The organism is Streptomyces sp. V4I2 (genome assembly GCF_030817655.1).
Classification (GTDB): Bacteria; Actinomycetota; Actinomycetes; order Streptomycetales; family Streptomycetaceae; genus Streptomyces; species Streptomyces plumbiresistens.
The window spans coordinates 7009690-7033615 of record NZ_JAUSZM010000003.1; the positions used below are offsets into that span (position 1 = coordinate 7009690).

Genomic DNA, 23926 nt, shown 5'->3' on the forward strand with positions numbered 1-23926 from the left:
CGGCGGAGCACGACCGCACGAGAAGGAACGCGAGAGCGGCTGGGTACGGCAGCTGCGGCTGACCACGCTCCCGGGCCGCGGCTACGTGCTGTCGTGGCGGCGGCCGTGAAGGACGTACGGCTGGACGCCTGGCAGTGGCTCGCCCTCACCTGCGCGATCTGGGCGGCAGCCTCGTCTTTGCCGCGCTCGGCGTCGCCATCGGGTACCTGGCGAGCGGGGACACGGTCCGGCCGATCACGATGATCACACAGCGGCGCCCGCCGCTGCTGCCATCCAGAAACTGGCGGTGCGGAACAGGGCGGAGGCGGTGAGAATCGCGAGGGAAAAGGGCTGGCTTTGGGGCGTGTAGTCGCGCGACAACGGTCAATTCAACATTGATCGCGCCGCATGAGCCTGCTGCCGAACCCGAGCCGCAGCAGCCTCATCCACGGCCCCCACCACCTCCGCATACGCCTCCAACTCCACAGCGCCCGCCACGAAATCCCCCCGCTGCACGAGCAACTCGGCCCGCTCATACCGCAACCGCGCAGGATGCGAAGGCAACAGCAACGACAACTCCACCGCCCACAACGACACGTCCGACCGCTCCGGCCGAGCCGCAGCCCACGCCCGCACGTTGTTCAGGATCCGCAGCACCACCTCCAAAGGCTCCGCAGGACCGAGCATCGACGGATGCAGCGACGCCCCCGTCGCCCCCGCCACCAGCACCTCCGCATCGCCCCCGGTCAGCACCCGCCCCCCGTCGAACGGATCGGCGAGCACCTGCTCGTCCGGCGGACCGAAGCCGACGACGAAATGCCCGGGCAGCGCCACCCCGTACACGTGCGCCCCGGCCCGCCGCGCCACCTCCATCCACACCACGGACAGCAGGATCGGCAGCCCGCGCCGCCGCCGCAGCACCTCGTGCAGCAGCGAGGACTCCAGCCGTTGGTAGTCGACGGGGGCGCCCCGGAAACCACACCGGTCCCCGAGCAGCTCGCGCAGCGCCACCGCCCAGGACCGTGGCCCGCCGGGCCGGAACGGCAGCTGTCCGGCCAGCCGGTCCAGCTCGATCTGCGCGGCGTCCAGGCCCGCCTCGTCCAGCGTGCCGTCCGCCTCCGCGCCCACCAGCAGGCACAGCGTGGACAGGTCGGGCCGCTCGGAGCGGGCCTCCTCGGCGAACCGGCGGCGCAGTTCGGCGGAGCGTTCGGGGGGCGGGGGATAGGGGGGACGCATAGCTGGCTCGTGCCCTTTCACGGCGATCGCTACCGGTCGTTCGCTGCTGTTCGTGCTGTTCGTGCTGTTCGTGCAGCTAGTGCCCTTCGCTGTCACTCGCTACCGTTCGCTCCCGGCACGTCCGGGTGCGCGGTAGTGGTGGTACGCGTGATGCGCGGAGAAGCCCATCCCGGCGTACAGCGCCCGCGCCCCCGCGTTGTCCGTCTCGACCTGGAGCCACGACGCCGAGGCGCCCTCGTCGAGGGCACGCCGCGCGAGCGCGGCCATCACGGCGGAGGCCAGCCCCCGTCGCCGTAGCGCGGGATCCACCTCGACGGCGGCGAACCCGGCCCACCGCCCGTCGACGACACACCGCCCGATGGCGGCGGGAGCCGCACCCTGCGACGAACCGGGCATCGTGGCGAACCACACCGAAGGCCCGCTCCCCAGCACCCTCAGAGCCACCTCGCTCATCCCCTTGCGCTGGTACCGGGCAAGCCAGGCCTCGTCCGCCTCACGGGACAGCACCACCTCGGAGGCCTCGGCCAGGTCGGCGACCGGCGCCAGTGCCCCGGTCCACAGCTCGGCGGTCACCTCCCGCGTCCAGTCCCGCCGCTCCAGCTCCGCGCACAGCAGCTCCTGCGTGCCCTCGGCGCCGGTCGCGGTCTGGACGTAGGCGGGCAGGCCGCGGTCGCCGTACCAGCGTCGTACGACGGTCAGGGCCTCGTCGAGCGGTATGCCCGGGTCGCCGAGCGGCAGCACCGAATTGGCGCGCCGCGTGAATCCGGCGGCGGCCCGCAGCTCCCACTCGCCGAGCCGCTCGCTCTCCACCGGCCGCCAGGCCCGGGAGGAGACGCGCGCCAGCTCCTCGTACGAGGCCGCGGGACCTCGTCGGCGGGCCGGGGCGGGAGGTACGATCTTGCCCGCGACCAGCGAGGATTCCGGAATACGGACACTCTCGCCGTCCCGTCGAGTGATCAGCAGCACACCGTCGTCCCATGATGTGAGAACACCCACCGTGTCGGTGAACTTCGTGTCCGTCACCCCAGGTTCCGCCAAGCGCCGTACGGACACCCGTTTACCCACGTCAGCAGCGGTGATACGGACCACGAGACGTCCGGTCGCGGAGATTTCCACAGGTCGGTCCACCCCTCCTGTTCGGATCATGCCCAAGAACGGAGATACTAGGGGCGGGCATCGACGACGCCGCGCTCCCGCGCGCCAGGTGGCGGAGCCTGAAGACGGCTCGCCAGCGCCCTATCGAGGAGGAACGACAGCGTGACCTACGTCATCGCGCAGCCTTGTGTCGACGTCAAGGACAAGGCGTGCATCGAGGAGTGCCCGGTCGACTGCATCTACGAGGGCTCCCGGTCCTTGTACATCCACCCGGACGAATGCGTCGACTGTGGTGCCTGTGAGCCGGTCTGCCCGGTCGAGGCGATCTTCTACGAGGACGACACTCCCGAGGAGTGGAAGGACTACTACAAGGCGAACGTCGAGTTCTTCGACGAGCTGGGTTCTCCCGGTGGCGCCAGCAAGCTGGGTCTGATCGAGCGCGACCACCCCTTCATCGCTGCGCTGCCGCCGCAGAACGGCTGAGAGCGGCCCGCGTCACTCGCGCCGCCTCGGTCCCGTACGGCCTGATCACCATGATCGCCGTACGGGGCCGAGGCGTTTGCCGTACCGAAGAAAGAGAGCCGAGAACCGTGTCCGCAGTCTCCGACCGTCTCCCCGCCTTTCCCTGGGACAAGCTGGCGCCGTACAAGGCGACGGCCGCCGCGCACCCGGACGGCATCGTCGACCTGTCGGTGGGCACCCCGGTCGACCCGGTCCCCGAGCTGATCCAGAAAGCTCTGGTCGCCGCGGCGGACTCCCCGGGCTATCCGACCGTCTGGGGCACGCCCGAGCTGCGCGACGCGATCACGGGCTGGCTGGAGCACCGCCTGGGCGCCCGTGAGGTCACCCACCGGCACGTCCTGCCGATCGTCGGCTCCAAGGAACTCGTGGCCTGGCTCCCGACCCAGCTGGGCCTCGGCCCCGGCGACCGGGTCGCCTACCCGCGCCTGGCCTACCCGACGTACGAGGTCGGCGCCCGCCTGGCCCGCGCCGGCTACGAGGTCTACGACGACCCGACGGACCTGGACCCGGCCGGCCTGAAGCTGCTCTGGCTGAACTCGCCGTCCAACCCCACGGGCCAGGTCCTGTCCAAGGCCGAGCTGACCCGGATCGTCGCCTGGGCCCGCGAGCACGGCGTCCTGCTCTTCTCCGACGAGTGCTACCTGGAGCTGGGCTGGGAGGCCGACCCGGTCTCCGTCCTGCACCCCGAGGTGAACGGCGGCTCCTACGACGGCATCGTCGCCGTCCACTCCCTCTCCAAGCGCTCCAACCTGGCCGGCTACCGCGCCGCGTTCCTGGCGGGCGACCCGGCCGTCCTGGCCCCGCTCCTGGAGATCCGCAAGCACGGCGGCATGATGACGTCCGCGCCCACGCAGGCGGCGGTGGTGGCCGCCCTCGGCGACGACACCCACGTCCGCGAACAGCGCGAGCGCTATGCCGCCCGCCGCACCGCCCTGCGCGAGGCGCTGCTGAGTCACGGCTTCCGCATCGAGCACAGCGAGGCCAGCCTCTATCTCTGGGCCACCCGCGACGAGCCCTGCTGGACCACGGTGGCCCACCTGGCCGACCTGGGCATCCTCGTGGCCCCGGGCGACTTCTACGGCGAGGCGGGCGAGAACTTCGTACGCGTCGCACTCACGGCGACGGACGAGCGGGTACGGGCAGCGGTGGAGCGGCTCACGTAGGCGCTACGGCTACCACCACGCACGAAGGCGACGGGGCCCAGGAAACTCCCTGGGCCCCGTCGCCGTACAGCCGAACTGGCGGCTGAGGTCAGCCGACCGGCAGGCTCTGCACCGGCAGAGAGTCCGCCGCCGGCAGTCCACCCTTGGTGAGGGAGTCCGTCGGCAGCCCACCCTTCGTCGCCGTCGACGCGGTGTCACCGAGGATGTCCCCGGCGGAACCCGCGGCCTCGCCCGCGGTCTTCTGCGCGGCCGGGGCCGCCTTCTTCACGGCCTTGCCACTGGTCTTGCCCGCGGCCGGCACGGCCTTCTGGACGGCCTTGCCGCCCGTCTGGCCGGCGGTGCCGGTCAGGTTCTGAGCCGCGCCGTCGACCGTGTTGCCGACGCTCGCCCCGTCCAGGGCGGTCAGCCCACCGAGGTTCGGGGCGGCCGGCAGTTCGGGGGCCGCACTGGCGGAACCGGCCGCACCGACCCCGGCAGCCGCTCCCGCAGCGACAAGCAGCGCGGCACGGGCGATCCGTCGGGTCAGGGGGAGGGACATGTTGCTCCTTTGACGGAAGAGAACGATGAAGTGTCCGACCGTGCCCGGCAGTTGACCGACTGGCTGTCGGTCCGGCTGTTGATCTCCGGGCCTCGGACGCAGTGACTACCGCTCGAAGCCCGGGAAGGTTGCGGCGGGGCAACGTAAAGAGTTGGCAATGCGTCGCATTATCGGCTGCGGATAAAAACGGGCAAAAAGTGCCCGGTCCGAAAGTCTGCCGAATCCTTACAGCCCTTTGTTCTCAAGGGTTTCGACGGATACGCGGGTGACGCACCGAAAACCTGCGCACAACCGCGCCCGAACCCGCCGGACGTAACCCTTCCGAGTGAGTACCCGTACTACTGCGCAGTGACGATCCGGACCGCCCCGGCGTCCTGCTCCGCGCCCGCGGCGCCTTCCGCGCCGGCCGCGCGCCACTGGCTGTCCGTGTTCCCGGCCGTCCACTGCCGCCCGGCGTACGAGACACGTTCGATGTGCAGCGCGGAGGCGTTGGCCACGGCCCAGTGCGCCAGCTGCCAGCCGCGCTGCCGAAGGCTGCGGTCGGAGCCGGAGCCGGAGCCGGAGCCCGTCTCGGCGGTCACGGGCAGCGTCACGGTCCGCCCGCTTCCGCTCCCGCTCGCGGAGGGCGTCGGCGTGGGCGTCGCCTCGGCGCCCACCTCGGCCGACGCCGACTTCAGCACGTCCTGCCCGAAGTCCCGTACGAGCGCCGTCCGCACCGCGTCGGCACCCGCGGCCTGCGTGGCGGCGGGGCGGCCCGCGCAGGTCAGCGTGGCCGCCGACTGCCCGGTGAGGGCGGCGGCGAGCAGCGCGGCGTCCGGTTCGTGCTTGGCGTACGCCGTCGGAAAGCCACTGCGCTGCACCTTCTGCGCGGCGACCGTCAGCGGCAGCTTCGTGTAGTCGGGCACCTTGGCCAGGTGCTTGTAGAAGCTGTTCGCCGAGTACGTCGGGTCCAGGATCTCCTTCGGTGTGCCCCAGCCCTGCGAGGGCCGCTGCTGGAACAGGCCGAGCGAGTCGCGGTCGCCGTAGCCGATGTTGCGCAGCGCCGACTCCTGGAGCGCGGTGGCGAGCGCGATCGTCACGGCCCGCTCGGGCATCCCGCGCCCGGTACCGACGGCCGCGATCGTCGCGGCGTTCACCGCCTGCTCGGGAGAGAACTCGTAGGTGGCTCCGTCGGTCCTGCCCGAGACGACCTTGCACCCCGGGCCCGCGCCTCCGGTGACGTACTGCACCACGAGGTAACCGGCGACGGCGCACATGACCACGAGGGCCGCCCCGAAACGGAGGAGGCGGCCGCGACGCTTGGAAGGAGGGGACAGCTCTGACACCCGCCACAAGATACTGGAGAGTACTGTGCGCGCTGTGCCAGGTGGGGAAAGTCGGGCGGTGACCCGGCGCGTTAGGGTCGACAGCATGGCTGACACCCCACTTGACCTGACGCTGGACGCAGCGAAGCTCACCGCGCAGCTCGTCGATCTCCCCTCCGAGAGCGGCAACGAGAAGCCCCTCGCGGACGCGATCGAGATCGCGCTGCGGGCGCTGCCCCACCTGCGGGTCGACCGGTTCGGCAACAACGTCGTCGCCCGGACGAACCTGGGCCGCCCGGAACGCGTCATCCTCGCCGGCCACATCGACACCGTCCCGATCGCGGACAACGTCCCCTCCCGGCTCGACGACGAGGGCTACCTGTGGGGCTGCGGCACCTGTGACATGAAGTCCGGGGTGGCCGTGCAGCTGCGCATCGCGGCGACCGTCCCCGCCCCGAACCGCGACCTCACCTTCGTCTTCTACGACAACGAAGAGGTTGCCGCACATCTGAACGGCCTGAAGCATGTTGCCGCGGCCCACCCCGAGTGGCTGGAGGGCGACTTCGCGATCCTGCTGGAGCCGACGGACAACCAGGTCGAGGGCGGCTGCCAGGGCACGCTGCGGGTGTTCCTGAAGTTCACGGGACAGCGGGCGCACTCCGCGCGCGCGTGGATGGGCTCCAACGCGATCCACGCGGCCGCCCCGGCGCTCGTCAAGCTCGCCGTGTACGAGCCGCGCAAGCCGGTCGTGGACGGCCTCCAGTTCCACGAGGGCCTCAACGCCGTACGCGTCGAGGGCGGTGTCGCCACCAACGTCATCCCCGACGCCTGCACCCTCGTCGTCAACTTCCGCTACGCGCCCGACCGCAGCGAGGCGGAGGCGGAGGCGTTCGTGCGCGAGTACTTCGCGGACTGCGGTGTCGACGAGTTCGTCGTCGACGACCACACCGGCGGCGCCCGCCCAGGCCTCACCCACCCCGCGGCGCAGGCCTTCATGGCGGCCGTCGGCGGCGAGGCCCGTCCCAAGTTCGGCTGGACGGACGTGGCCCGTTTCAGCGCCCTTGGGGTACCCGCCGTGAACTACAGCCCCGGCGAGCCGCTTCTCGCCCACAAGGTGGACGAGCGGGTGAAGGCGTCCCTCATCCCCGAGGCGGAGGAGCGGCTGAGGTCGTGGCTGACGGCATGAGGGGGCGAAAGAAGCCGGGAGCGTGCTTGACGGCGCTTCATGGCGGACATGCTCACGTCCCCCGTCCGTAACCCGCGTAGATCTACGCTGAGGTGGAAAGACGGCAAGCGGAGGGAGCGCACATGGCTACTGGCAACCCCGAGGGCAAGAAGCGGCCACCGGAGGAGCAGCGCCTGGGACCCGTCCTCCGGAGGCGGGGGCAGGTCCAGGCGAGCACGACCGACCAGCGTCTGCTGGACGCGGGCGGCCCCTCGGACTGGGTCCACACCGACCCGTGGCGCGTCCTGCGCATCCAGTCGGAGTTCATCGAGGGCTTCGGCACGCTCGCCGAACTCCCGCCCGCCATCAGCGTGTTCGGCTCCGCGCGTACGCCCGTGGACTCGCCGGAGTACGAGGCGGGCGTGCGGCTCGGCCGGGGCCTGGTGGAAGCCGGCTTCGCGGTGATCACGGGCGGCGGCCCGGGCGCGATGGAAGCCGCCAACAAGGGCGCCTGCGAGGCCAAGGGCATCTCCGTCGGCCTGGGCATCGAGCTCCCCTTCGAGCAGGGCCTCAATCCCTACGTCGACATCGGGCTCAACTTCCGCTACTTCTTCGTCCGCAAGATGATGTTCGTGAAGTACGCCCAGGGCTTCGTGGTCCTGCCGGGCGGCCTCGGCACGCTGGACGAGCTGTTCGAGGCGCTCACCCTCGTCCAGACCCAGAAGGTCACCCGCTTCCCGATCGTCCTCTTCGGTACGGAGTACTGGGGCGGGCTGGTGGACTGGCTGAAGAACACGCTGATCGCCCAGGGCAAGGCCTCGGAGAAGGACCTGCTCCTGTTCCACCTCACGGACGACGTGGACGAGGCGGTGGCGTTGGTGTCGAAGGAGGCGGGCCGCTAGCGGACGCCGGGGTGACCGTCCTGGGGGCGGGCGGACCCCCAGGACGGCATGCGGGCCTACGCCAGCCCCCGCCGCGCCACCGCCGGCGCCCGGTGCCCCGCGATCGACGCCACCATGTCCAGCACCTGCCGGGTCTCGGCGACCTCGTGCACCCGGTACACCTGAGCACCGAGCCACGCCGACACGGCCGTCGTGGCCAACGTCCCCACCACGCGCTCCTTCAGCGGTTTGTCCAAGGTCTCGCCCACGAAGTCCTTGTTGGACAGCGACACCAGCACCGGCCACCCGGTGGCCACCATCTCGCCCAGCCGCCGCGTCGCCTCCAGACTGTGTCGCGTGTTCTTCCCGAAGTCGTGCCCGGGATCGATCAGCACGGACTCCCGGGGCACCCCCAACGACACCGCCCGCTCGGCCAAGTCCACGGTCACCCGCAGGATGTCGGCCATGACGTCGTCGTACGTCACCCGATGCGGCCGCGTACGAGGCTCGGCACCCCCCGCGTGCGTACACACCAAGCCCACCCGGTACCGCGCGGCGACCTCCGCGAGCCCCGGATCCACCCCGCCCCACGCGTCGTTCAGCAGATCCGCGCCCGCCTCGCACACGGCCTCGCCGACCTCGGCCCGCCAGGTGTCCACGCTGATGACGACATCGGGAAAGCGCCGCCGGACCTCCGCGACGAAGCCGACCGTGCGCCGTGCCTCTTCCTGAGCCGTCACCTCTTCGCCCGGCCCGGCCTTGACCCCGCCGATGTCGACGATGGCCGCGCCCTCCGCCACCGCATGCTCCACGCGCGCGAGAGCGGGCTCGTCGCGGAACGTGGCCCCCTGGTCGTAGAAGGAGTCCGGGGTCCGGTTCACGATCGCCATGATCACCGGCTCGTGCGCGCCGAATTCACGCCTGCCCAGCCTGAGCATCCCCTGTGACCTCTCCTCGTACGTCGTGGTCTCGCGTCGCGGTCTCGGCGTCTGTGGCCGCCTGCGACCCTAACTGTCAGATTCGCATGGCACGATCGGACCCTGACACATTCGACGCCGGCGCCCAGCACGTCGGCACCGACCATGGGGACCTCAGCGATGGTTATGTTCTTGTTCCTGGTCATCGCACTGGCCGTGGTGGTCGCCGCGGTGACGCTCGCCGTCGTGGGCGGCGGGGAGAGCGACGGCCCGCTGCCGGAGGCCGCGCCCGAGCGCCTGCATGACCCGCTGCCGCTGGACCGCCCGGTGAACCGCGCCGACATCGAGACCCTGCGCTTCCCGCTGGCCGCCCGCGGCTACCGCATGTCCGACGTCGACGACGCGCTCGGGCGGCTCGGCGCGGAGCTCGCCGAGCGGGACGCCCGGATCGCCGACCTGGAGTCCGCGCTGGCCGGCGCGCAGGCCACCGCGACCCACGTCTCCATGGAGAAGCCCGCACAGGAGGAGCGCCCGTGAGCGACGGCTCCGCCCTCCCCGGTCCGGACGGCGCGCTGCGCTGCCCGTGGGCCCTGTCGGCCGAGGAGTACGTGACGTACCACGACGAGGAGTGGGGCCGCCCGGTCCACGGCGACGACGCGCTCTTCGAACGGCTCAGCCTGGAGGCCTTCCAGTCCGGCCTGTCCTGGATCACGATCCTGCGCCGCCGCCCCACCTTCCGCACCGCCTTCGCCGGCTTCGAGATCGCGAAGGTCGCCACCTTCACCGACGACGACCGCGAGCGCCTCCTCGCCGATCCGGGCATCATCCGCAACCGCGCCAAGGTCGACGCGACCCTCGCCAACGCGCGCGTGCTGGCCGACTGGGCCCCGGGCGACCTGGACGACCTGATCTGGTCCCACGCCCCGGACCCGGCCGCCCGCCCGGTCCCGAAGAACCTCTCCGACGTCCCGGCGGTCATTCCCGAGTCGACGGCGCTGTCGAAGGCCCTCAAGAAGCGGGGGCTGCGTTTCGTCGGGCCGACGACCGCGTACGCGCTGATGCAGGCGTGCGGCCTGGTGGACGACCACCTGGAGGCCTGTGCGGCGAGGCGGGGCTGAGCCCCGCCTCCCGGCTCACCGGCCCGGCACCTGCCTGCTCACCGCCCCAGGTACTTCGGCTTCTCCTTGTTCACGAACGCCTGCACCGCGATCGCGTGGTCCTCGGACCGGCCCGCCCGCGTCTGCAGCTCGTCCTCCTTCTCCAGGGTCTCGGCCAGGGAGTGCGACAGCCCGTAGGCCATCGCCTCCTTGATCGCCCCGTACGCCACCGTCGGCCCCTCGGCCAGCGCCCGCGCCACCTTCTCCGCCTCGCCGCGCAGGTCCGCCGACGGCACGACCCGGTTGGCGATCCCGAGGTCGTACGCCTCCTGCGCCGTGATGCTGCGCGGGAAGAGCAGCAGGTCGGCGGCCCGGCCTGGTCCGATCACCCGGGGCAGCGTCCAGGAGATGCCCGAGTCGGCGGTCAGCGCGACGCCCGCGAACGACGTGTTGAAGGCCGCCGTGTCCGCCACGATCCGGTAGTCCGCGGCCAGCGCGAACCCGAACCCGGCCCCGGCCGCCACCCCGTTCACCCCGGCCACCACGGGCTTGCGCATCTCCGTCAGCGCCCGCGCGACGGGGTTGTAGTGCTCCCGCACGGTGCTCATGGTCTGCCCGGTCCCCGACTCCCGGTCGGCGGCCAGCAGCCCGATGTGCTCCTTGAGGTCCTGCCCCACGCAGAACGCCCGCTCGCCCGCTGCGGTCAGCAGCACCGCCCGTACGGCCTCGTCGGCGGCCGCGGCCTGTACCGCGTCCCGGAGAGCGACCTTGGTGGCGATGTTCAGCGCGTTCATCGCCTCCGGGCGGTTCAGCACGATCGTCGCGAGTCCGTCGCTCACCTCGTACAGCACGGTGTCGGCCATGGCGTATCCCCTCGGGTTCGCGGCTCGGACGTACCCGTCGGTACGTCCCTGTGTCCGAAGGACAGCATGGCGGAGATCACCGTGCGGGGACCGGACCGGACGTGTGACCTGCGTCAAAGAATTCCGCACCGTATTCGCTCGGCGGATGTCCGTGGGGCGGCGCAGTATCGCAGTCACATCGCCGAATTGAGTGGTTTTGCTCGCGCGCGTTGCCCAAGCGATGCCGACTGATGTTGGTCATCGGGTGCTGAGATGCGGGATAATGGCCTGGAAGCAATGTGTTCGATGCCGGTGTCGTGTGTCCCACCCCCGGGAGACGCGTGCCCTCCAGGGCCGTCGGCTTTGACGATGAGCTGGTTTCAGGAAGGGGAACGAGCATGGCGGCCATGAAGCCGCGGACGGGCGATGGCCCGCTCGAGGTGACCAAGGAGGGGCGGGGCATTGTCATGCGAGTTCCGCTCGAAGGCGGCGGGCGGCTCGTCGTCGAGCTGACCCCCGATGAGGCCGACGCGCTCGGTGACGCCCTCAAGAAGGTCGTCGGCTGACGCGGACGCGACCATACCCTTTCAGCGACCCCGGGCGCCGCATGCGGTGCCCGGGGTCGCTGTGTGCTGTGCCGGGTGTCGTGTTCGATGTCCGATCGATGTCCGATCAATGCCCGTTTTCGAACGGTCAGCGCTTGACCGCGCAGAGCAGCCCGTCACCCACTGGGAGCAGTGACGGCACGAGTTCCTGGCTCTCGCGCACCGCGCGCAGCAGCTCGCGCAGCCGCAGGACCTCCGTGGGCTGCGGGCCCGAGTCGACGGTCCGGCCGTTGGCGAAGACGCCCTCGAAGACGACCAGGCCGCCGGGCCGCAGCAGGCGCAACGATTCAGCGAGGTAGTCCATGACCTCCTGCCGGTCGCCGTCGCAGAAGACGAGGTCGTAGCCGGCGTCCGCGAGCCGGGGCAGGACGTCCAGGGCGCGGCCCGGGATGAAGCGGGCCCGGTTGCTGGCGAAGCCGGAGGCACGGAAGGCCTGGCGGGCGAACTGCTGGTGTTCCGGCTCGGGGTCGACGGTCGTCAGCACGCCGTCCGCGCGCATGCCGTGCAGCAGATGGATCCCCGACACGCCGGTCCCGGTGCCGATCTCGGCGATCGCCTTGGCCTCCACGGTGGCGGCGAGCAACCCGAGCGCCGCGCCCGTGCCGGGCGACACCGAGCGCAGCCCCGCCTCGCGGGCCCGGTCACGGGCCCAGCGAAGGGCTTCGTCCTCGGCGACATAGGCGTCGGCGAACGCCCAGCTCGTCTGCCGGTTGCCGGTAATGACCCTCTCCTGTCCCCGTGGTTGCCTGGGCGTGACTGTATCCGTTGGCGCCGGGAACCCGCAGATGGGACCGGGCGTTTAGAGGGGTGGGAGACAGAGCGGGGGGACACAGTTGGATCACGACGACGAGCAGGCGCTCGAGCAACTGCTGACGCAGCCGCACGAGCCGTATCAGCACAGATCAATTTCTCGTAAAACCGCTTATCCGGAGCTAACGGGCGAGGTGGCTATGGTAGGGGCTCCACTGGACACCACCAGAGCCGACAGGGGAGGTGCGGCCGCACCTGTGAATCGGGGAGGAGTGCTGCGGCGCTTCCTCGGATCGGCGGGCAGGCCGAAATCCGTGAACGACACCGCTGCTGACCACAGCCACGCCGCTGAATACGCCCAGACCGCGACCTTCTCCACCGACGCGGACGGGCAGGCGTGGACTCCGCCCACCTGGGAGGAGATCGTCAGCACTCACAGCGGCCGGGTCTACCGGCTCGCCTACCGTCTGACGGGCAACCAGCACGACGCCGAAGATCTCACCCAGGAGGTCTTCGTCCGCGTCTTCCGCTCGCTGTCGACCTACACGCCCGGCACCTTCGAGGGCTGGCTGCACCGCATCACGACCAACCTCTTCCTGGACATGGTCCGCCGCAAGCAGCGCATCCGCTTCGACGCCCTCGGCGAGGACGCGGCCGAGCGACTGCCCAGCCGCGAGCCGTCGCCCCAGCAGGTCTTCAACGACGCGCACTTCGACGCCGACGTCCAGCAGGCCCTCGACACCCTCGCCCCCGAGTTCCGTGCCGCGGTCGTCCTGTGCGACATCGAAGGACTGTCGTACGAGGAGATCGCCGCGACCCTGGGCGTCAAGCTCGGCACCGTCCGGTCCCGGATCCACCGTGGCCGTTCCCAGCTGCGCAAGGCTCTCGCCCACCGCTCGCCGGAGGCCCGGGCCCAGCGCCGCTCCTTCATGGCCCGTGTTCCCGCGCTGGGGGGAGGGGGCGCGACCGCGTGAGTGGATCACGGCCTACCCCGTCCGAACAGCATCTGGGAGATCGACTCGCCGCCCTTGTGGACGGAGAGCTCGGTCATGAGTCGCGCGACCGCGTCCTCGCGCACCTGGCCACCTGCGCCAAGTGCAAGGCGGAGGCGGACGCACAGCGCCGACTGAAGAACGTCTTCGCGGAGGCGGCCCCGCCGCCGCCCTCGGAGAGCTTCCTGGCCCGCCTCCAAGGGCTGCCCGCCGGAGACGACCCGGACGACGGCGACGACTCGCCGTTCGGCGGCTCGGCATTCGCCGGCGGACTGACCGGACGGCCCGGCGCCGCCGGGGTCTTCGGTCCGAGGCGCGGCGAGCGCTTCGAGTTCGCCTACCTGCCGACCCGTTCGCACGCCTCGATGCTTCCGTCGTCCTCGGCGAACCGCGGCTTCCGCATCCATGACGTCAGCCGTCACGAGGCCGAGCGGTCGTCCTCCCGTGGGCTGCGGTTCGCGTTCGTCGCCGCCGGGGCCGTGTCCCTGGCCGCGATCGCGCTGGGCGGGGTCACCACGGTGACACCGACCGACACGGCCGCGGACGCGCGCGGCGGATCCGGCGGCAGCAATGTGACACCGGCCCGCACACAGGGCACCGGAGCCGTGACGGCACCCGAGAGCCAGCGACGCCGTGGGCTCGGCCCGCTGCTCGCCCAGGGCCAGAGCCAGGGCTCGCTGGATGACACCCCGGTCGCCCCGACCGCGGTCTCGGCACCGCTGTTGCCCGGGGCGCCGACGTCCGCTGCGGGCCAAGTGCACGAGGGCGTCCACTCGCTGACCGCGCCCGTGATGGCCGGCGCGGCCGCCATGTCCCCTCTGATACGTCCGCTCAGCGCGACCCCGCCGCTCTCCCTCACCACGTGGTCCACCACCCCGGACCTCCTCCCGACCCCCGGCCTCCTCGCCGCACCCGTCCTCGACCCGACCTCGGCGTCTTCCTCCTCCACTCCCCGCTGACCGGCCACTGCGCGGCGGCTCGGGAACCTGGTTGAATCCAAGGGGGTCGGCCAGGGGGCCGACGCACTGCCTGTGCCGCAAGGCGGAGCCCGAGCTGTGGGGAGAGCATGAACGAGGGGAAGCCCGCGAAGGCCAAGTGGTGGAGCCGTCCTCGACCGCACGACCTCCCGGCCACGGCGGAGGGGGCCACGCCGACGGGGGACGGGGAGACGCCCATTCCGTTGGCGGACGCGGTGCCGGATGACGTGCGCCGCCGCTCAGGCCGTGGTGACGAGTCCGGCGGCGACTTCGAACTCAGGGCCCCGGAGGACGCCCCCGACACCGGGCGCGACTTCGAACTCAGGGCACCGGAGGATGCGCCCGCCACGGAGGGCGACTTCGAACTGGCCCGGCCCGCTGACCTTGCCGCTGACCTTGCCGCCGCCCCTGCCGCCGAGCGGCCCGCTGTGCCCGCCACCGAGCGCCCCCGGCCCCTGCACGACCCCGACCCCTACAGCACCCCGCCGTACGGCGAGCCTGGCCCCTGGGCGCCCGCCCCGCCCGTCCAGCACCCGGCGACGCCCACGCCCACGCACGGCACGGCGACACCGGCGCCGCCCACGGCTTCCACCGCGCTCCCGCCAGCCACGGCTCCGGCTCCCAGCCCGTCCGCCCCGCCTCCGCCTCTCACCGCCGCACCAGCGGCCCCTGTCGGCTCGGCTCCGCCCGGCGCGGCCGACGGGCTGCCCGGCGCCCCTGCTGCAGCCTTCGCGCCCAGCACGGCCCACGAGCCGCCCGCCGTCCCCGCTCAAGCCCGCCCACCCGGCGCAGCCGCAGCGCCCGCCCCGCCCCACGCTGCCCCTCCAGCTGCCCCGCAGGGCCCCGCGCAGGGTGCACCTCCCTCCGCACCCTCCGTCGCCTCCGCACCCTCCTACGCCGACGCCCCGCCCGCCCCACCCCTCTCCACCCCCTGGAAGAACTACGACCCCTGGGCCCCGCTCCCCGCCGCCCCCCTCCAGCAGAACGGCGCGGCCGTCCCCACCGAGGACCGCCGGCGCAGACGGGTGAAGAAGGTGCTCGTCGGTGGGGCCGCGCTGGTGGCGCTCGTGTCCGGGGGCGTCGGTGGCGTCGTAGGCGCGTATCTGGAGCGCGATGGTGGGGTCGGGGCCGTGGAGCTGCCGCAGGCCGGGGCGGAGTCGGCCGGGCGGGCTCCGGACAGCGTCGCCGGGATTGCCGCGCGGGCGCTGCCCAGCGTGGTGACCCTGCATGTGAGCGGGGCCGAGGAATCCGGCACCGGTACCGGATTCGTCCTCGACGACCGCGGCCACATCCTCACCAACAACCACGTCGTCGACGCCGCCGCCTCAGACGGCGACACAGGCGAGATATCCGTGACCTTCCACAGCGGCGACACCGCCAAGGCCACGGTCGTCGGCCGGGACAGCGGCTACGACCTCGCCGTCGTCAAGGTCAGCGGGGTGAGCGGTCTTAAGCCGCTGACCCTCGGCAACTCGGACAACGTCCAGGTCGGCGACCCGGTCGTGGCCATCGGCGCCCCCTTCGACCTGGCCGGCACCGTCACCTCCGGCATCATCAGCGCCAAGGAGCGGCCCATCACGGCCGGCGGCGAGAGCGGGGACGCGAGTGACGTGTCGTACGTCGACGCGCTGCAGACCGACGCGCCCATAAACCCCGGCAACTCCGGCGGCCCGCTCCTCGACTCCCGCGCCCGCGTCATCGGCATCAACTCCGCCATCCGGTCCGCCGACAGCGGCTCCGATCCGGAGGGCGGCCAGTCCGGTTCCATCGGCCTCGGTTTCGCCATACCGATCAACCAGGGCAAGCGCGTCGCCGAGGAGCTCATCAACACCGGCAGGGCGACCCACCCGGTGATCGGCGTCACCCTCGACATGGACTACGCGGGCGACGGCGCCCGCGTAGGAACGAAGGGCAGCGACGGCGGCCCCGCGGTCACCGTCGGCGGTGCCGGCGACCGGGCCGGCATCGAGGCCGGCGACGTCATCACCGAGGTGGACGGCCAGCGCATCCACTCCGGCGAGGAGCTCATCGTCAAAACCCGCGCCCACCGCCCCGGCGACCGCCTCGAACTCACCGTCGAGCGCGACGGCAAGGAGCGGACGATCACACTGGTGCTCGGATCCTCCGGTGGCAGTGACTGAGAGACTCACAGAAACATCACATCTCAGGGGTCCGGAAACACCCCCACCAACGCCCCCACAAGGCAAACAACCCGGAAAACCCCACACGTACCCGCACTCGAAGGGCTCGGGACAGTACCGGTTGTGCGGGATCGCCGGGTACCGTGGACCCGGCCCGGACCACGGAAGACCGCACAGACCACCGAGGGCCGAGGACCGAGGACATCGCAAGGAGCTTCAGGTGTTCAATGACATAGGACCGCTCGAGCTGGTGACGCTCGTTGTCCTCGCCGTGCTCGTCTTCGGTCCGGACAAGCTCCCGAAGCTCATCCAGGACGTCACGCGGACCATCCGCAAGATCCGGGAGTTCTCGGAGAGCGCCAAGGAGGACATCCGGAGCGAACTGGGCCCGGAGTTCAAGGACTTCGAGTTCGAGGACCTCAACCCCAAAACGTTCATCCGCAAGCAGATGGACAACGACGAACTGGGGCTCAAGGAGATCCGCAACGGCTTCGACCTGAAGAAGGAGATGGCCGAGGTCACGGACGCGGTCCACGGCCGGGGCAGCGACTCGTCGTCGTCCTCCCCCTCTTCCTCGTCCTCGTCCGGCTCCTCCGGTGGCACCGTCGACATGACGAAGAAGCCCGAGACGCCCGACGAGCGCCCGCCGTACGACGCGGACGCCACCTGATCCGTGCCGCCGGGGCGCACGCCTCCGCCGTACGTGACGCGTTTCATACGCCGGACAGGCCCACAGGGCCTGAACGCACCCCTCTGAGCGACCCACGCGCCGGTCGCTTTCCCGGCTGCTCGGAGCGAGGTGGCTATGCTGCCGAGTTGTTGTGCGGAACGGACGAGTACGCCCGAAGGGGGGCGGGCCGTTCGTTCCGACGAGAGCGAGGAGGCGTCCGGGCACATGGAGACGACGAGTCGGGCAGTCGCGCAGGCGTCGGCCGCGGAGGGCGGACAACAGGTCCCCTCCGCCCGGCGCACGGTCGACGGCTACCTGCTGGCGCCCTTCCCGTGGTACGGCCTCGACGAGGCCTTCACGGGACCGCGCTGGCTGATGCAGGTCGGTACGGCGGCCGACGGGGCCGTGGAGCACGGTTCCATCGGGCACGGCGACGAGCCCTCCGTACGGAACGAAGGCACGGAGGACAAGGAGAAGTTCGCGGTGGTGGTCACCGTGGCGGCCAATCCGGTGCGGCGCAGTGCGGACGGCACGGGCCTCCTGGAGGCCACGTCGGTGTCCTCGGCGGCCTGGCTGGCCGGGGTGGGGCTGCTGTCCTTCACCTGGCCCGGCCAGATGGACCACAGCCTGCGTGACGACTGGCTGGACCAGCAGACCGAGACGGCCTGGGCCCTCGCGGACGACCTGGACGGCGACGACTGGTCGACGCTGTCCCTCCCCGTGGACGGCGTGCCGACATCCTTCCACTACCGCGAGTCCGAGTTCGGCTGGGTGCTGGCCGGGTCGACTCAGGAAGGGGTGCACGTGGGGGCGTACGGAAGAGGCATGAGCGCGTACGGTCTCGGCTTCGCCATGATCAAGGACATCAGCGACTACGCATAGCCGGTGATACGACGATGGGGGCGCCGTCCGTGAGACGGCGCCCCCATCGTCGTACCAAGTCGTCGTACCAGAGCTAGAACTTGTTGCGCGGCGTGATCCCCAGCGACAGTCCCGAAAGACCCCGCTGCCGCCCGCCCAGCTTCCCGGCGATCGCCCGCAGGGCCGAACCGGCCGGGGAGTCGGGGTCGGTCAGGACGACCGGCTTGCCCTCGTCGCCGCCCTCGCGGAGGCGGACGTCGATCGGGATGGAGCCGAGGACCGGGACCGAGGCGCCAGTCGTGCGGGTCAGGCCGTCCGCGACCGACTGGCCGCCGCCGGTGCCGAAGACGTCGACCATCTCGCCGCAGTGCGGGCACGGGAGGCCGGACATGTTCTCCACCACGCCGACGATCTTCTGGTGCGTCTGGACGGCGATGGAGCCCGCCCGCTCGGCCACCTCGGCCGCCGCCTGCTGAGGCGTCGTCACGACCAGGATCTCGGCGTTCGGGACGAGCTGGGCCACGGAGATGGCGATGTCGCCGGTGCCGGGCGGCAGATCGAGCAGGAGCACGTCCAGATCGCCCCAGTACACGTCCGAGAGGAACTGCTGCAGCGCCCGGTGGAGCATCGGGCCGCGCCAGACGACCGGGGCGTTGCCCGGGGTGAACATGCCGATCGAGATGACCTTCACGCCGTGCGCGGACGGCGGCATGATCATGTTCTCGACCTGGGTGGGAAGGCCGTCGGCGCCGAGCATGCGCGGCACGCTGTGGCCGTAGATGTCGGCGTCGACGACGCCGACCTTCAGGCCGTCGGCCGCCATCGCCGCCGCCAGGTTCACCGTCACCGACGACTTGCCGACGCCGCCCTTGCCGGAGGCGACCGCGTACACGCGGGTCAGCGAGCCCGGCTTCGCGAAGGGGACCTCGCGCTCGGTCTGGCCACCGCGCAGCGCGGTCGCCAGTTCCTTGCGCTGCTCGTCGCTCATGACGTCGAGCTCGACGTCGACACGGGTGACGCCCTCGACCGCCGAGACCGCATCCGTCACGCGCTGCGTGATCGTCTCGCGCATGGGGCAGCCGGAGACCGTCAGGTACACGGCGACCGCGACCGCTCCGTCCGCACCGATCTCCACGGACTTGACCATCCCGAGTTCGGTGATGGGTCGGTTGATCTCGGGGTCGTTCACCGTCGCCAGTGCTTCACGCACCGCGTCTTCCGTAGCCATAAGGACGATGGTACGGCGCTGCACAAGGACCTAGGAAAGCCCGTCACCGGTCGTCTACGTCACGTGCCCGCGACCGTTCTGCCGGGAATACGACATGCCCGTCGCGCCTCTCCTCCAGTTCCTTCACGAAGTCCTGCATCTCGGAGCGGATCCAGTCGCGGGTGGCGACCTCCCCGAGGCCGATCCTGAGCGCGGCGATCTCCCGGGTCAGGTACTCGGTGTCCGCGATCGACCGCTCGCTCGCCTTGCGGTCCTGTTCGAGGTTGACCCGGTCGCGGTCGTCCTGCCGGTTCTGCGCCAGCAGGATCAGCGGGGCGGCGTAGGAGGCCTGGAGCGACAGCATCAGCGTCAGGAAGATGAAGGGGTAGTTGTCGAACCGCAGGTCACTGGGCGCGAAGATGTTCCACAGCACCCACAGGATGATGACGAGCGTCATCCAGACGAGGAACCGTCCGGTGCCCAGGAACCGCGCGATGCGCTCCGACAGCCGCCCGAAGGCCTCCGGGTCCCACTCGGGCAGGAGCCGGCGCCGGCGCGGGCGCGGCTGGTCGAGCCGGGGGCGTGAGCGGGTGGCGGCGGTCGCGCCCGCCAGGGTGCGCTCCCGGGCGGCCTCGCGGGTGCTCTCGCGCTCAGGAGCCATGGGGGGCCACCTCCTCGCCCTCGTCGAGGTGGAACTCCGTCTCGCGCCAGTCGTCGGGCAGCATGTGGTCCAGTACGTCGTCCACGGTCACCGCGCCCAGCAGCGACCCGGCCTCGTCGACGACGGGCGCCGCGACCATGTCGTACGTCGCGAAGAACCCGGCGACCAGCGGCAGCGCCGCGTCCGGCGCCAGGGACTGCAGGTCCTCGTCGAGGAGCGAGCTGACCAGCGTGTACGGCGGGTCGCGCAGCAGGCGCTGGAAGTGGACCGCGCCCAGGTACTTGCCGGTCGGGGTCTCGTCGGGCGGCCGGCAGACGTAGACCTGGGCGGCGAGGGCGGGGGAGAGGTCGGGGTTGCGGACGCGGGCGAGGGCGTCGGCGACGGTCGCGTCGGGCCTGAGCACGATCGGCTCGGTCGTCATCAGACCGCCGGCCGTGTGCTCCTCGTACGCCAGCAGGCGCCGCATGTCGGCCGCGTCGGAGGGCTTCATCAGGCTCAGCAGCCGCTCCTGGTCGGCCTTGGGCAGCTCGGAGAGCAGGTCGGCCGCGTCGTCCGGGTCCATCGCCTCCAGGACGTCGGCGGCCCGCTCCTCCTTCAGCTTGCCGAGGATCTCGATCTGGTCGTCCTCCGGCAGCTCTTCGAGTACGTCGGCCAGCCGGTCGTCGTCGAGGGCGGCGGCGACCTCGGCGCGCCGCTTGGGGGAGAGATGGTGCAGGACGTTGGCGAGGTCGGCGGGGCGCAGCTGCTCGAAGGTGGCGAGGAGGCTCTCGGCGCCCTGTCCCTGCTCCTCCAGGGAGAAGCCGGAGACGGCGGACCACTCGACGGTCAGCGTCTCGCCCTTGCGCCGGAAGGCGCCGCCCTTGCCGCCCTTGCGGACGAAGGCCCGGTCGATCTCCCAGTCGCGGCGGGCCGGCAGCTGCTGCACCGACAGGTCCAGGACCGTGACCTCCTCACCGGTCTCGACGAGCGTGACGCGCCGGTCGAGGAGCTCCCCGAAGACGAGCCGCTCGGTGGGCCGTTGCTCGAAGCGGCGGACGTTGAGCACACCGGTGGTGATGACCTGGCCGGAATCGATCCCGGTCACCCGGGTGATGGGCAGGAAGATGCGGCGGCGCGTGGTGAGTTCGACGACCAGGCCGAGCAGGCGCGGCGGCCGCCGTCCGACGCGCAGCATGACGACCAGGTCGCGCAGGCGGCCGACCTGGTCGCCGGCCGGGTCGAAGACGGCGAGGTCGGCGAGGTGCGAGACGAAGATCCGGGGGGCGCCCGCTGCCATGGCTGTGCTTCCTTCTCGTGCGGGGTTCGAACGGTGCTGCGTGCGGAGTTGCATCCTGGGTCGCTGGGTGGGTCTCTTTTCCGAATTGCCCGCTCGGGTGGGCTTCAGGCTAGCCCGTCCCGATCGGATACGCCCTGGTGAGCGGTCCGGACGGACTGGCTCCGCCCGCGCCCCGGGGCCCCGGTACGCTGCCGTACGCCGCTGAAGGACCCTTGTCAGAAAGGCAGCCCCACCTGTGACTGCGATTCCCCGGCGCCGTACCCGCAGGGCCGCACTGGTGAGCGCGCTGAGCGCCCTCGTCGTGGCGGGGCCGGGCCTCGCGGGATGCAGCGAGGACCCGGACGCGGGGACCAACGGGGTCGGCAAGCTGCCGGCCGAGCAGATCCAGTCCCGGACCCGTACCGCCGCCACGTCCGCCACCGCGGTGCAGCTCGCCGGGAATGTGGTCGCCGGCGGGCGGACGTACAAGCTCGACATGCGCCTGAAGTCCGACGGCGGCTCCGGCTCGGTCACCGCGGAGGGGGCGACCTTCCAGCTGCTGCGGCTGGGCGAGCAGCTCTTCCTGAAGGCGGACGCGGGCTTCTGGACCGACGCGGACGGCAAGGGCGACGGCTCCGACGCGGACGCGGCGGCGGCCGACAAGCTCGACGGCAAGTATGTGAAGGTGCCGCAGGGCGACCCCTCGTACAAGAAGTTCAGCGGCTTCACGGACATGAACGTCCTCCTCGACGGTCTGCTGACGTTGCACGGCACGCTGGAGACGGACGGCCACCACAAGCAGGCGGGCATCCGCACCATCCGCATCACCGGCGACAAGGGCTCCGGCGGCACGCTGGACGTCTCCCTGGAGGGCGAGCCGTACCCCCTGCGCCTGGTGCGGGCGGGCGGCGCGGGCACCCTGACCTTCTCGGCCTGGGGCAAGACCTTCGCCCTGACCGAGCCGGAGAAGGACGAGACGGTGGACTACGGCAAGAAGCTGCCGACGTCGTAGGCCAGGCCTGACGGTTTCCTGGGGGCTACCGCCGTTTGCGCTTCTTCAGCAGCAGCCTCGGCAGCCCCGCGGGGATCTGCTCACGTGTCGTCGCCGGCGTCGGCAGCGGCGCCCCGGCCAGGTCTCCGTCGGGCAGCGCTGCCGTCGTGCCGGTCGGCTCCAGGCGGAGTACCCGGCATTCGCGGGCCCACCGCTCTGTCATGACCTCGGCGTCCGGGGCGTTCAGCCGCTTGCCCTTGAGCTCCGCGACCGCGGCCTCCCACTCGGGGGACCCGGGCGGCAGCTCCACGACCTTCGCCGCCCAGGAGACCAGCCGGCCGCCCTTGTCCTTGCTGCGGACCGTGACCTGGGCGGTGGTCCCGTCGGCCAGCCCCGGCAGCGGCTGTTCGCCGGGCCCGTCGCCGACCAGACAGGCCGCGCCCTCGTGCCACACGTGCCACAGCGCGCGGGCCGGGCCGCCGGGACCCTCGACCCAGATGAGGCCGGACTTCTTCGTGGCCTCCTCGACGAGGGCCTGGTCGAGCAGCTCGCTTGTCATGGGCTCAGCCTATCCAGCGCCCTCAGAGCCAGCCGTTGCGCTTGAGCGTGCGGTGGATGCCCACACAGAGGGCCACCGTGACCGACATGATCACGGGGTAGCCGTACCTCCAGTGCAGCTCCGGCATGTGGTCGAAGTTCATGCCGTACACCCCGCACACCATCGTCGGTACGGCGATGATCGCGGCCCACGAGGTGATCTTCCGCATGTCCTCGTTCTGCGCGACGGACGCCTGCGCGAGGTTGGCCTGGAGGATCGAGTTGAGGAGCTCGTCGAAGCCGAGGACCTGCTCCTGGACGCGGGCGAGGTGGTCGGCGACGTCCCGGAAGTACTTCTGGATGTCCGGGTCGATCAGCCGCATCGGCCGCTCGCTCAGCAGCTGCATGGGGCGCAGCAGAGGAGAGACGGCCCGCTTGAACTCCAGGACCTCACGCTTGAGTTGGTAGATGCCCGCCGAGTCCACACCGCGCGAGACCCCGCCGCGGCGCCCCGGCGAGAAGACCTCGGTCTCCACCTCGTCGATGTCGTCCTGCACCGCGTCCGCGACCGCGATGTAGCCGTCGACGACATGGTCGGCGATCGCGTGCAGCACCGCCGAGGGGCCCTTGGCGAGCAGCTCGGGGTCGTCCTGGAGGCGGTGGCGCAGTGCCCGCAGCGAGCCCTGGCCGCCGTGCCGGACGGTGATGAAGAAGTCCCGGCCGGTGAAGCACATGACCTCGCCGGTCTCGACGACCTCGCTGTTCGCGGTGACCCGGTCGTGCTCGACGTAGTGGATGGTCTTGAACACGGTGAACAGGGAGTCGTCGTAGCGCTCCAGCTTGGGGCGCTGGTGGGCCTGCACCGCGTCCTCGACGGCAAGCGGGTGCAGCCCGAACTCGCCGGCGATACCGGAGAATTCGGCCTCGGTCGGCTCGTGCAGCCCGATCCACACGAAGCCTCCGTCGCGGCGCACGACACGCATCGCCTCGTTCGGGGTGAGCGGCTTCGGCGTCACGACGCGGGCGCCGTCGCGGTAGACGGCGCAGTCGACGACGGCGGACGGCGTCGAAGGGTCGCGGGTGGTGTCGTAAAGGCTGCTGCTGTCCTTGCGCAGGGAGACGCGGGACGGGCGGACGACGGCACGCAGGTCGCGGATCATCGACATGGCAGGCTCCTTCGTGACTGGCAACGAAAGGCCGCCGACGACGGTTGGAACTGCCCGGAATGGGGACGTCCTGACTGCGGATGTTTGGCACGTCCACAAAGCGGGGAGCACCGCACCGTCGCGGTGGCGAGCTTCGCTACTGATTCAGCTACTGCCTCTGATCGGGCAGTTCGGACAGATCAGGCAAAACGAAACGAAGCGCTCTTCCGCGGTGAAGCGAGTGCGAGAGGTGGCAGCCAGCCAGAGCCAGAGCAGCTACATCAGCGGCGGGAAGAGCGGGTGCTACTGCACGGTCGACTTCGGTCCATTGCAGCCCCACCTCCTCCGGCCGGTCCCTCGTAAGGGAGTTCCTTCGGCGTCGGGGCTTGATCGCG

At 71.2% G+C, this 23926-nt stretch carries 25 protein-coding genes and 1 pseudogene; 14 read left to right on the forward strand and 12 right to left on the reverse strand.

Annotation, left to right across the window (positions count from 1 at the left end; genetic code table 11):
* Window position 1 precedes the first annotated feature (1 nt).
* Window positions 2-245, forward strand: a pseudogene (locus tag QFZ76_RS33180) (ABC transporter permease); the annotation flags it as partial.
* A 118-nt stretch (window positions 246-363) separates the two neighbouring features.
* Here QFZ76_RS33180 and QFZ76_RS33185 read toward each other — a convergent pair.
* Together QFZ76_RS33185 and QFZ76_RS33190 are read right to left on the reverse strand one after the other, a co-directional pair.
* Window positions 364-1215, reverse strand: coding sequence for a transglutaminase-like domain-containing protein (locus QFZ76_RS33185; protein ID WP_307677148.1), 852 nt, complete (start codon window positions 1213-1215; stop codon window positions 364-366).
* Between the two features lie 99 nt (window positions 1216-1314).
* On the reverse strand, window positions 1315-2331 hold the full coding sequence (locus tag QFZ76_RS33190) for a GNAT family N-acetyltransferase (protein ID WP_307680203.1): 1017 nt from the start codon (window positions 2329-2331) through the stop codon (window positions 1315-1317).
* Between the two features lie 141 nt (window positions 2332-2472).
* On the opposite strand from QFZ76_RS33190, the gene fdxA reads away from it, so the two are divergent.
* Together fdxA and QFZ76_RS33200 are read left to right on the forward strand one after the other, a co-directional pair.
* The gene (gene fdxA / locus QFZ76_RS33195; protein ID WP_003985062.1) at window positions 2473-2793 is read left to right on the forward strand and encodes a ferredoxin; all 321 of its coding nucleotides are present in this window, start codon (window positions 2473-2475) and stop codon (window positions 2791-2793) included.
* A 107-nt stretch (window positions 2794-2900) separates the two neighbouring features.
* Complete coding sequence (locus QFZ76_RS33200) at window positions 2901-3995, forward strand: bifunctional succinyldiaminopimelate transaminase/glutamate-prephenate aminotransferase (protein WP_307677149.1); 1095 nt, start codon at window positions 2901-2903, stop codon at window positions 3993-3995.
* A gap of 88 nt (window positions 3996-4083) precedes the next feature.
* Here the strand turns inward: QFZ76_RS33200 and QFZ76_RS33205 are convergent, their stop codons facing one another.
* Both QFZ76_RS33205 and QFZ76_RS33210 read right to left on the reverse strand, forming a co-directional pair.
* On the reverse strand, window positions 4084-4533 hold the full coding sequence (locus tag QFZ76_RS33205; protein WP_266434143.1) for an ATP-binding protein: 450 nt from the start codon (window positions 4531-4533) through the stop codon (window positions 4084-4086).
* Window positions 4534-4871: 338 nt separating this feature from the next.
* Window positions 4872-5858, reverse strand: coding sequence for a heavy metal transporter (locus QFZ76_RS33210; RefSeq protein ID WP_373464382.1), 987 nt, complete (start codon window positions 5856-5858; stop codon window positions 4872-4874).
* A gap of 85 nt (window positions 5859-5943) precedes the next feature.
* On the opposite strand from QFZ76_RS33210, the gene dapE reads away from it, so the two are divergent.
* The gene (gene dapE, locus QFZ76_RS33215; RefSeq protein WP_307677150.1) at window positions 5944-7023 is read left to right on the forward strand and encodes a succinyl-diaminopimelate desuccinylase; all 1080 of its coding nucleotides are present in this window, start codon (window positions 5944-5946) and stop codon (window positions 7021-7023) included.
* A 122-nt stretch (window positions 7024-7145) separates the two neighbouring features.
* The gene (locus QFZ76_RS33220) at window positions 7146-7904 is read left to right on the forward strand and encodes a TIGR00730 family Rossman fold protein (RefSeq protein ID WP_266434137.1); all 759 of its coding nucleotides are present in this window, start codon (window positions 7146-7148) and stop codon (window positions 7902-7904) included.
* A 56-nt stretch (window positions 7905-7960) separates the two neighbouring features.
* Here the strand turns inward: QFZ76_RS33220 and folP are convergent, their stop codons facing one another.
* Window positions 7961-8821, reverse strand: a complete 861-nt coding sequence (gene folP / locus QFZ76_RS33225) for a dihydropteroate synthase (protein WP_307677151.1) — start codon at window positions 8819-8821, stop codon at window positions 7961-7963.
* A gap of 165 nt (window positions 8822-8986) precedes the next feature.
* On the opposite strand from folP, the gene QFZ76_RS33230 reads away from it, so the two are divergent.
* A complete protein-coding gene (locus QFZ76_RS33230) occupies window positions 8987-9337 on the forward strand; it encodes a DivIVA domain-containing protein (RefSeq protein ID WP_307680205.1) in 351 nt (116 codons plus the stop codon).
* On the forward strand, window positions 9334-9918 hold the full coding sequence (locus QFZ76_RS33235; RefSeq protein ID WP_307677152.1) for a DNA-3-methyladenine glycosylase I: 585 nt from the start codon (window positions 9334-9336) through the stop codon (window positions 9916-9918). Before QFZ76_RS33230 ends, QFZ76_RS33235 begins: the two co-directional genes overlap by 4 nt.
* Window positions 9919-9956: 38 nt before the next feature.
* Here the strand turns inward: QFZ76_RS33235 and QFZ76_RS33240 are convergent, their stop codons facing one another.
* Window positions 9957-10760 (reverse strand): enoyl-CoA hydratase/isomerase family protein, encoded by an 804-nt coding sequence (locus QFZ76_RS33240; protein WP_307677153.1) that lies wholly within the window; start codon window positions 10758-10760, stop codon window positions 9957-9959.
* A gap of 377 nt (window positions 10761-11137) precedes the next feature.
* Between QFZ76_RS33240 and QFZ76_RS33245 the strand changes: the two genes are divergently transcribed.
* The gene (locus QFZ76_RS33245; RefSeq protein WP_003966491.1) at window positions 11138-11305 is read left to right on the forward strand and encodes a DUF3117 domain-containing protein; all 168 of its coding nucleotides are present in this window, start codon (window positions 11138-11140) and stop codon (window positions 11303-11305) included.
* Window positions 11306-11432: 127 nt separating this feature from the next.
* On the opposite strand, the gene QFZ76_RS33250 is transcribed toward QFZ76_RS33245, so the two are convergent.
* Window positions 11433-12131 (reverse strand): O-methyltransferase, encoded by a 699-nt coding sequence (locus QFZ76_RS33250; protein ID WP_307680206.1) that lies wholly within the window; start codon window positions 12129-12131, stop codon window positions 11433-11435.
* Between the two features lie 163 nt (window positions 12132-12294).
* Here QFZ76_RS33250 and sigE point away from each other — a divergent pair, with 163 nt between their 5' ends.
* The 5 genes from sigE to QFZ76_RS33275 all read left to right on the forward strand — a co-directional run bounded on the left by sigE (window position 12295) and on the right by QFZ76_RS33275 (window position 17756).
* Window positions 12295-13068: an RNA polymerase sigma factor SigE gene (gene sigE / locus QFZ76_RS33255; protein ID WP_307677154.1), complete on the forward strand. Its 774-nt coding sequence runs from the start codon at window positions 12295-12297 to the stop codon at window positions 13066-13068.
* Window positions 13065-14045 carry an anti-sigma factor gene (locus QFZ76_RS33260; RefSeq protein ID WP_307677155.1) on the forward strand — a complete coding sequence of 327 codons (981 nt, stop codon included), beginning with the start codon at window positions 13065-13067 and terminating at the stop codon, window positions 14043-14045. Before sigE ends, QFZ76_RS33260 begins: the two co-directional genes overlap by 4 nt.
* 107 nt (window positions 14046-14152) lie before the next feature.
* On the forward strand, window positions 14153-16204 hold the full coding sequence (locus tag QFZ76_RS33265; protein ID WP_307677156.1) for a S1C family serine protease: 2052 nt from the start codon (window positions 14153-14155) through the stop codon (window positions 16202-16204).
* A 220-nt stretch (window positions 16205-16424) separates the two neighbouring features.
* Entirely contained in the window at window positions 16425-16874 is a 450-nt protein-coding gene (locus QFZ76_RS33270; RefSeq protein WP_307677157.1) for a sec-independent translocase, read from the forward strand.
* 225 nt (window positions 16875-17099) lie between these two features.
* Window positions 17100-17756, forward strand: coding sequence for a hypothetical protein (locus tag QFZ76_RS33275; RefSeq protein WP_307677158.1), 657 nt, complete (start codon window positions 17100-17102; stop codon window positions 17754-17756).
* Window positions 17757-17829: 73 nt separating this feature from the next.
* Here the strand turns inward: QFZ76_RS33275 and QFZ76_RS33280 are convergent, their stop codons facing one another.
* The 3 genes from QFZ76_RS33280 to QFZ76_RS33290 are packed head-to-tail and all read right to left on the reverse strand — an operon-like array spanning window position 17830 to window position 20879.
* Window positions 17830-18963, reverse strand: a complete 1134-nt coding sequence (locus QFZ76_RS33280) for an Mrp/NBP35 family ATP-binding protein (protein ID WP_307677159.1) — start codon at window positions 18961-18963, stop codon at window positions 17830-17832.
* Window positions 18964-19006: 43 nt separating this feature from the next.
* Window positions 19007-19603 carry a DUF1003 domain-containing protein gene (locus tag QFZ76_RS33285; protein WP_307677160.1) on the reverse strand — a complete coding sequence of 199 codons (597 nt, stop codon included), beginning with the start codon at window positions 19601-19603 and terminating at the stop codon, window positions 19007-19009.
* Window positions 19593-20879 (reverse strand): magnesium transporter MgtE N-terminal domain-containing protein, encoded by a 1287-nt coding sequence (locus QFZ76_RS33290; protein WP_307677161.1) that lies wholly within the window; start codon window positions 20877-20879, stop codon window positions 19593-19595. The genes QFZ76_RS33285 and QFZ76_RS33290 overlap by 11 nt, the downstream gene beginning before the upstream one ends.
* A gap of 235 nt (window positions 20880-21114) precedes the next feature.
* Here QFZ76_RS33290 and QFZ76_RS33295 point away from each other — a divergent pair, with 235 nt between their 5' ends.
* Entirely contained in the window at window positions 21115-21870 is a 756-nt protein-coding gene (locus tag QFZ76_RS33295) for a hypothetical protein (protein WP_307677162.1), read from the forward strand.
* Between the two features lie 25 nt (window positions 21871-21895).
* Here QFZ76_RS33295 and QFZ76_RS33300 read toward each other — a convergent pair whose 3' ends face one another.
* Both QFZ76_RS33300 and QFZ76_RS33305 read right to left on the reverse strand, forming a co-directional pair.
* On the reverse strand, window positions 21896-22408 hold the full coding sequence (locus QFZ76_RS33300; protein WP_307677163.1) for a hypothetical protein: 513 nt from the start codon (window positions 22406-22408) through the stop codon (window positions 21896-21898).
* A 22-nt stretch (window positions 22409-22430) separates the two neighbouring features.
* On the reverse strand, window positions 22431-23552 hold the full coding sequence (locus QFZ76_RS33305; RefSeq protein WP_307677164.1) for a magnesium and cobalt transport protein CorA: 1122 nt from the start codon (window positions 23550-23552) through the stop codon (window positions 22431-22433).
* Window positions 23553-23926: the final 374 nt, after the last annotated feature.

What these genes read in the sequence shown, in the direction of transcription:
- QFZ76_RS33220 (WP_266434137.1), top strand. Translation starts at nt 7,146, where the DNA reads ATGGCTACTGGCAACCCCGAGGGCAAGAAGCGGCCACCGGAGGAGCAG.
- QFZ76_RS33305 (WP_307677164.1), bottom strand. Translation starts at nt 23,552, where the DNA reads ATGTCGATGATCCGCGACCTGCGTGCCGTCGTCCGCCCGTCCCGCGTC.
- QFZ76_RS33290 (WP_307677161.1), bottom strand. Translation starts at nt 20,879, where the DNA reads ATGGCAGCGGGCGCCCCCCGGATCTTCGTCTCGCACCTCGCCGACCTC.
- QFZ76_RS33280 (WP_307677159.1), bottom strand. Translation starts at nt 18,963, where the DNA reads ATGGCTACGGAAGACGCGGTGCGTGAAGCACTGGCGACGGTGAACGAC.
- QFZ76_RS33185 (WP_307677148.1), bottom strand. Translation starts at nt 1,215, where the DNA reads ATGCGTCCCCCCTATCCCCCGCCCCCCGAACGCTCCGCCGAACTGCGC.
- QFZ76_RS33240 (WP_307677153.1), bottom strand. Translation starts at nt 10,760, where the DNA reads ATGGCCGACACCGTGCTGTACGAGGTGAGCGACGGACTCGCGACGATC.
- QFZ76_RS33285 (WP_307677160.1), bottom strand. Translation starts at nt 19,603, where the DNA reads ATGGCTCCTGAGCGCGAGAGCACCCGCGAGGCCGCCCGGGAGCGCACC.
- QFZ76_RS33265 (WP_307677156.1), top strand. Translation starts at nt 14,153, where the DNA reads ATGAACGAGGGGAAGCCCGCGAAGGCCAAGTGGTGGAGCCGTCCTCGA.
- QFZ76_RS33230 (WP_307680205.1), top strand. Translation starts at nt 8,987, where the DNA reads ATGTTCTTGTTCCTGGTCATCGCACTGGCCGTGGTGGTCGCCGCGGTG.
- QFZ76_RS33300 (WP_307677163.1), bottom strand. Translation starts at nt 22,408, where the DNA reads ATGACAAGCGAGCTGCTCGACCAGGCCCTCGTCGAGGAGGCCACGAAG.
- folP (WP_307677151.1), bottom strand. Translation starts at nt 8,821, where the DNA reads ATGCTCAGGCTGGGCAGGCGTGAATTCGGCGCGCACGAGCCGGTGATC.
- dapE (WP_307677150.1), top strand. Translation starts at nt 5,944, where the DNA reads ATGGCTGACACCCCACTTGACCTGACGCTGGACGCAGCGAAGCTCACC.
- sigE (WP_307677154.1), top strand. Translation starts at nt 12,295, where the DNA reads ATGGTAGGGGCTCCACTGGACACCACCAGAGCCGACAGGGGAGGTGCG.
- QFZ76_RS33245 (WP_003966491.1), top strand. Translation starts at nt 11,138, where the DNA reads ATGGCGGCCATGAAGCCGCGGACGGGCGATGGCCCGCTCGAGGTGACC.
- QFZ76_RS33205 (WP_266434143.1), bottom strand. Translation starts at nt 4,533, where the DNA reads ATGTCCCTCCCCCTGACCCGACGGATCGCCCGTGCCGCGCTGCTTGTC.
- QFZ76_RS33275 (WP_307677158.1), top strand. Translation starts at nt 17,100, where the DNA reads ATGGAGACGACGAGTCGGGCAGTCGCGCAGGCGTCGGCCGCGGAGGGC.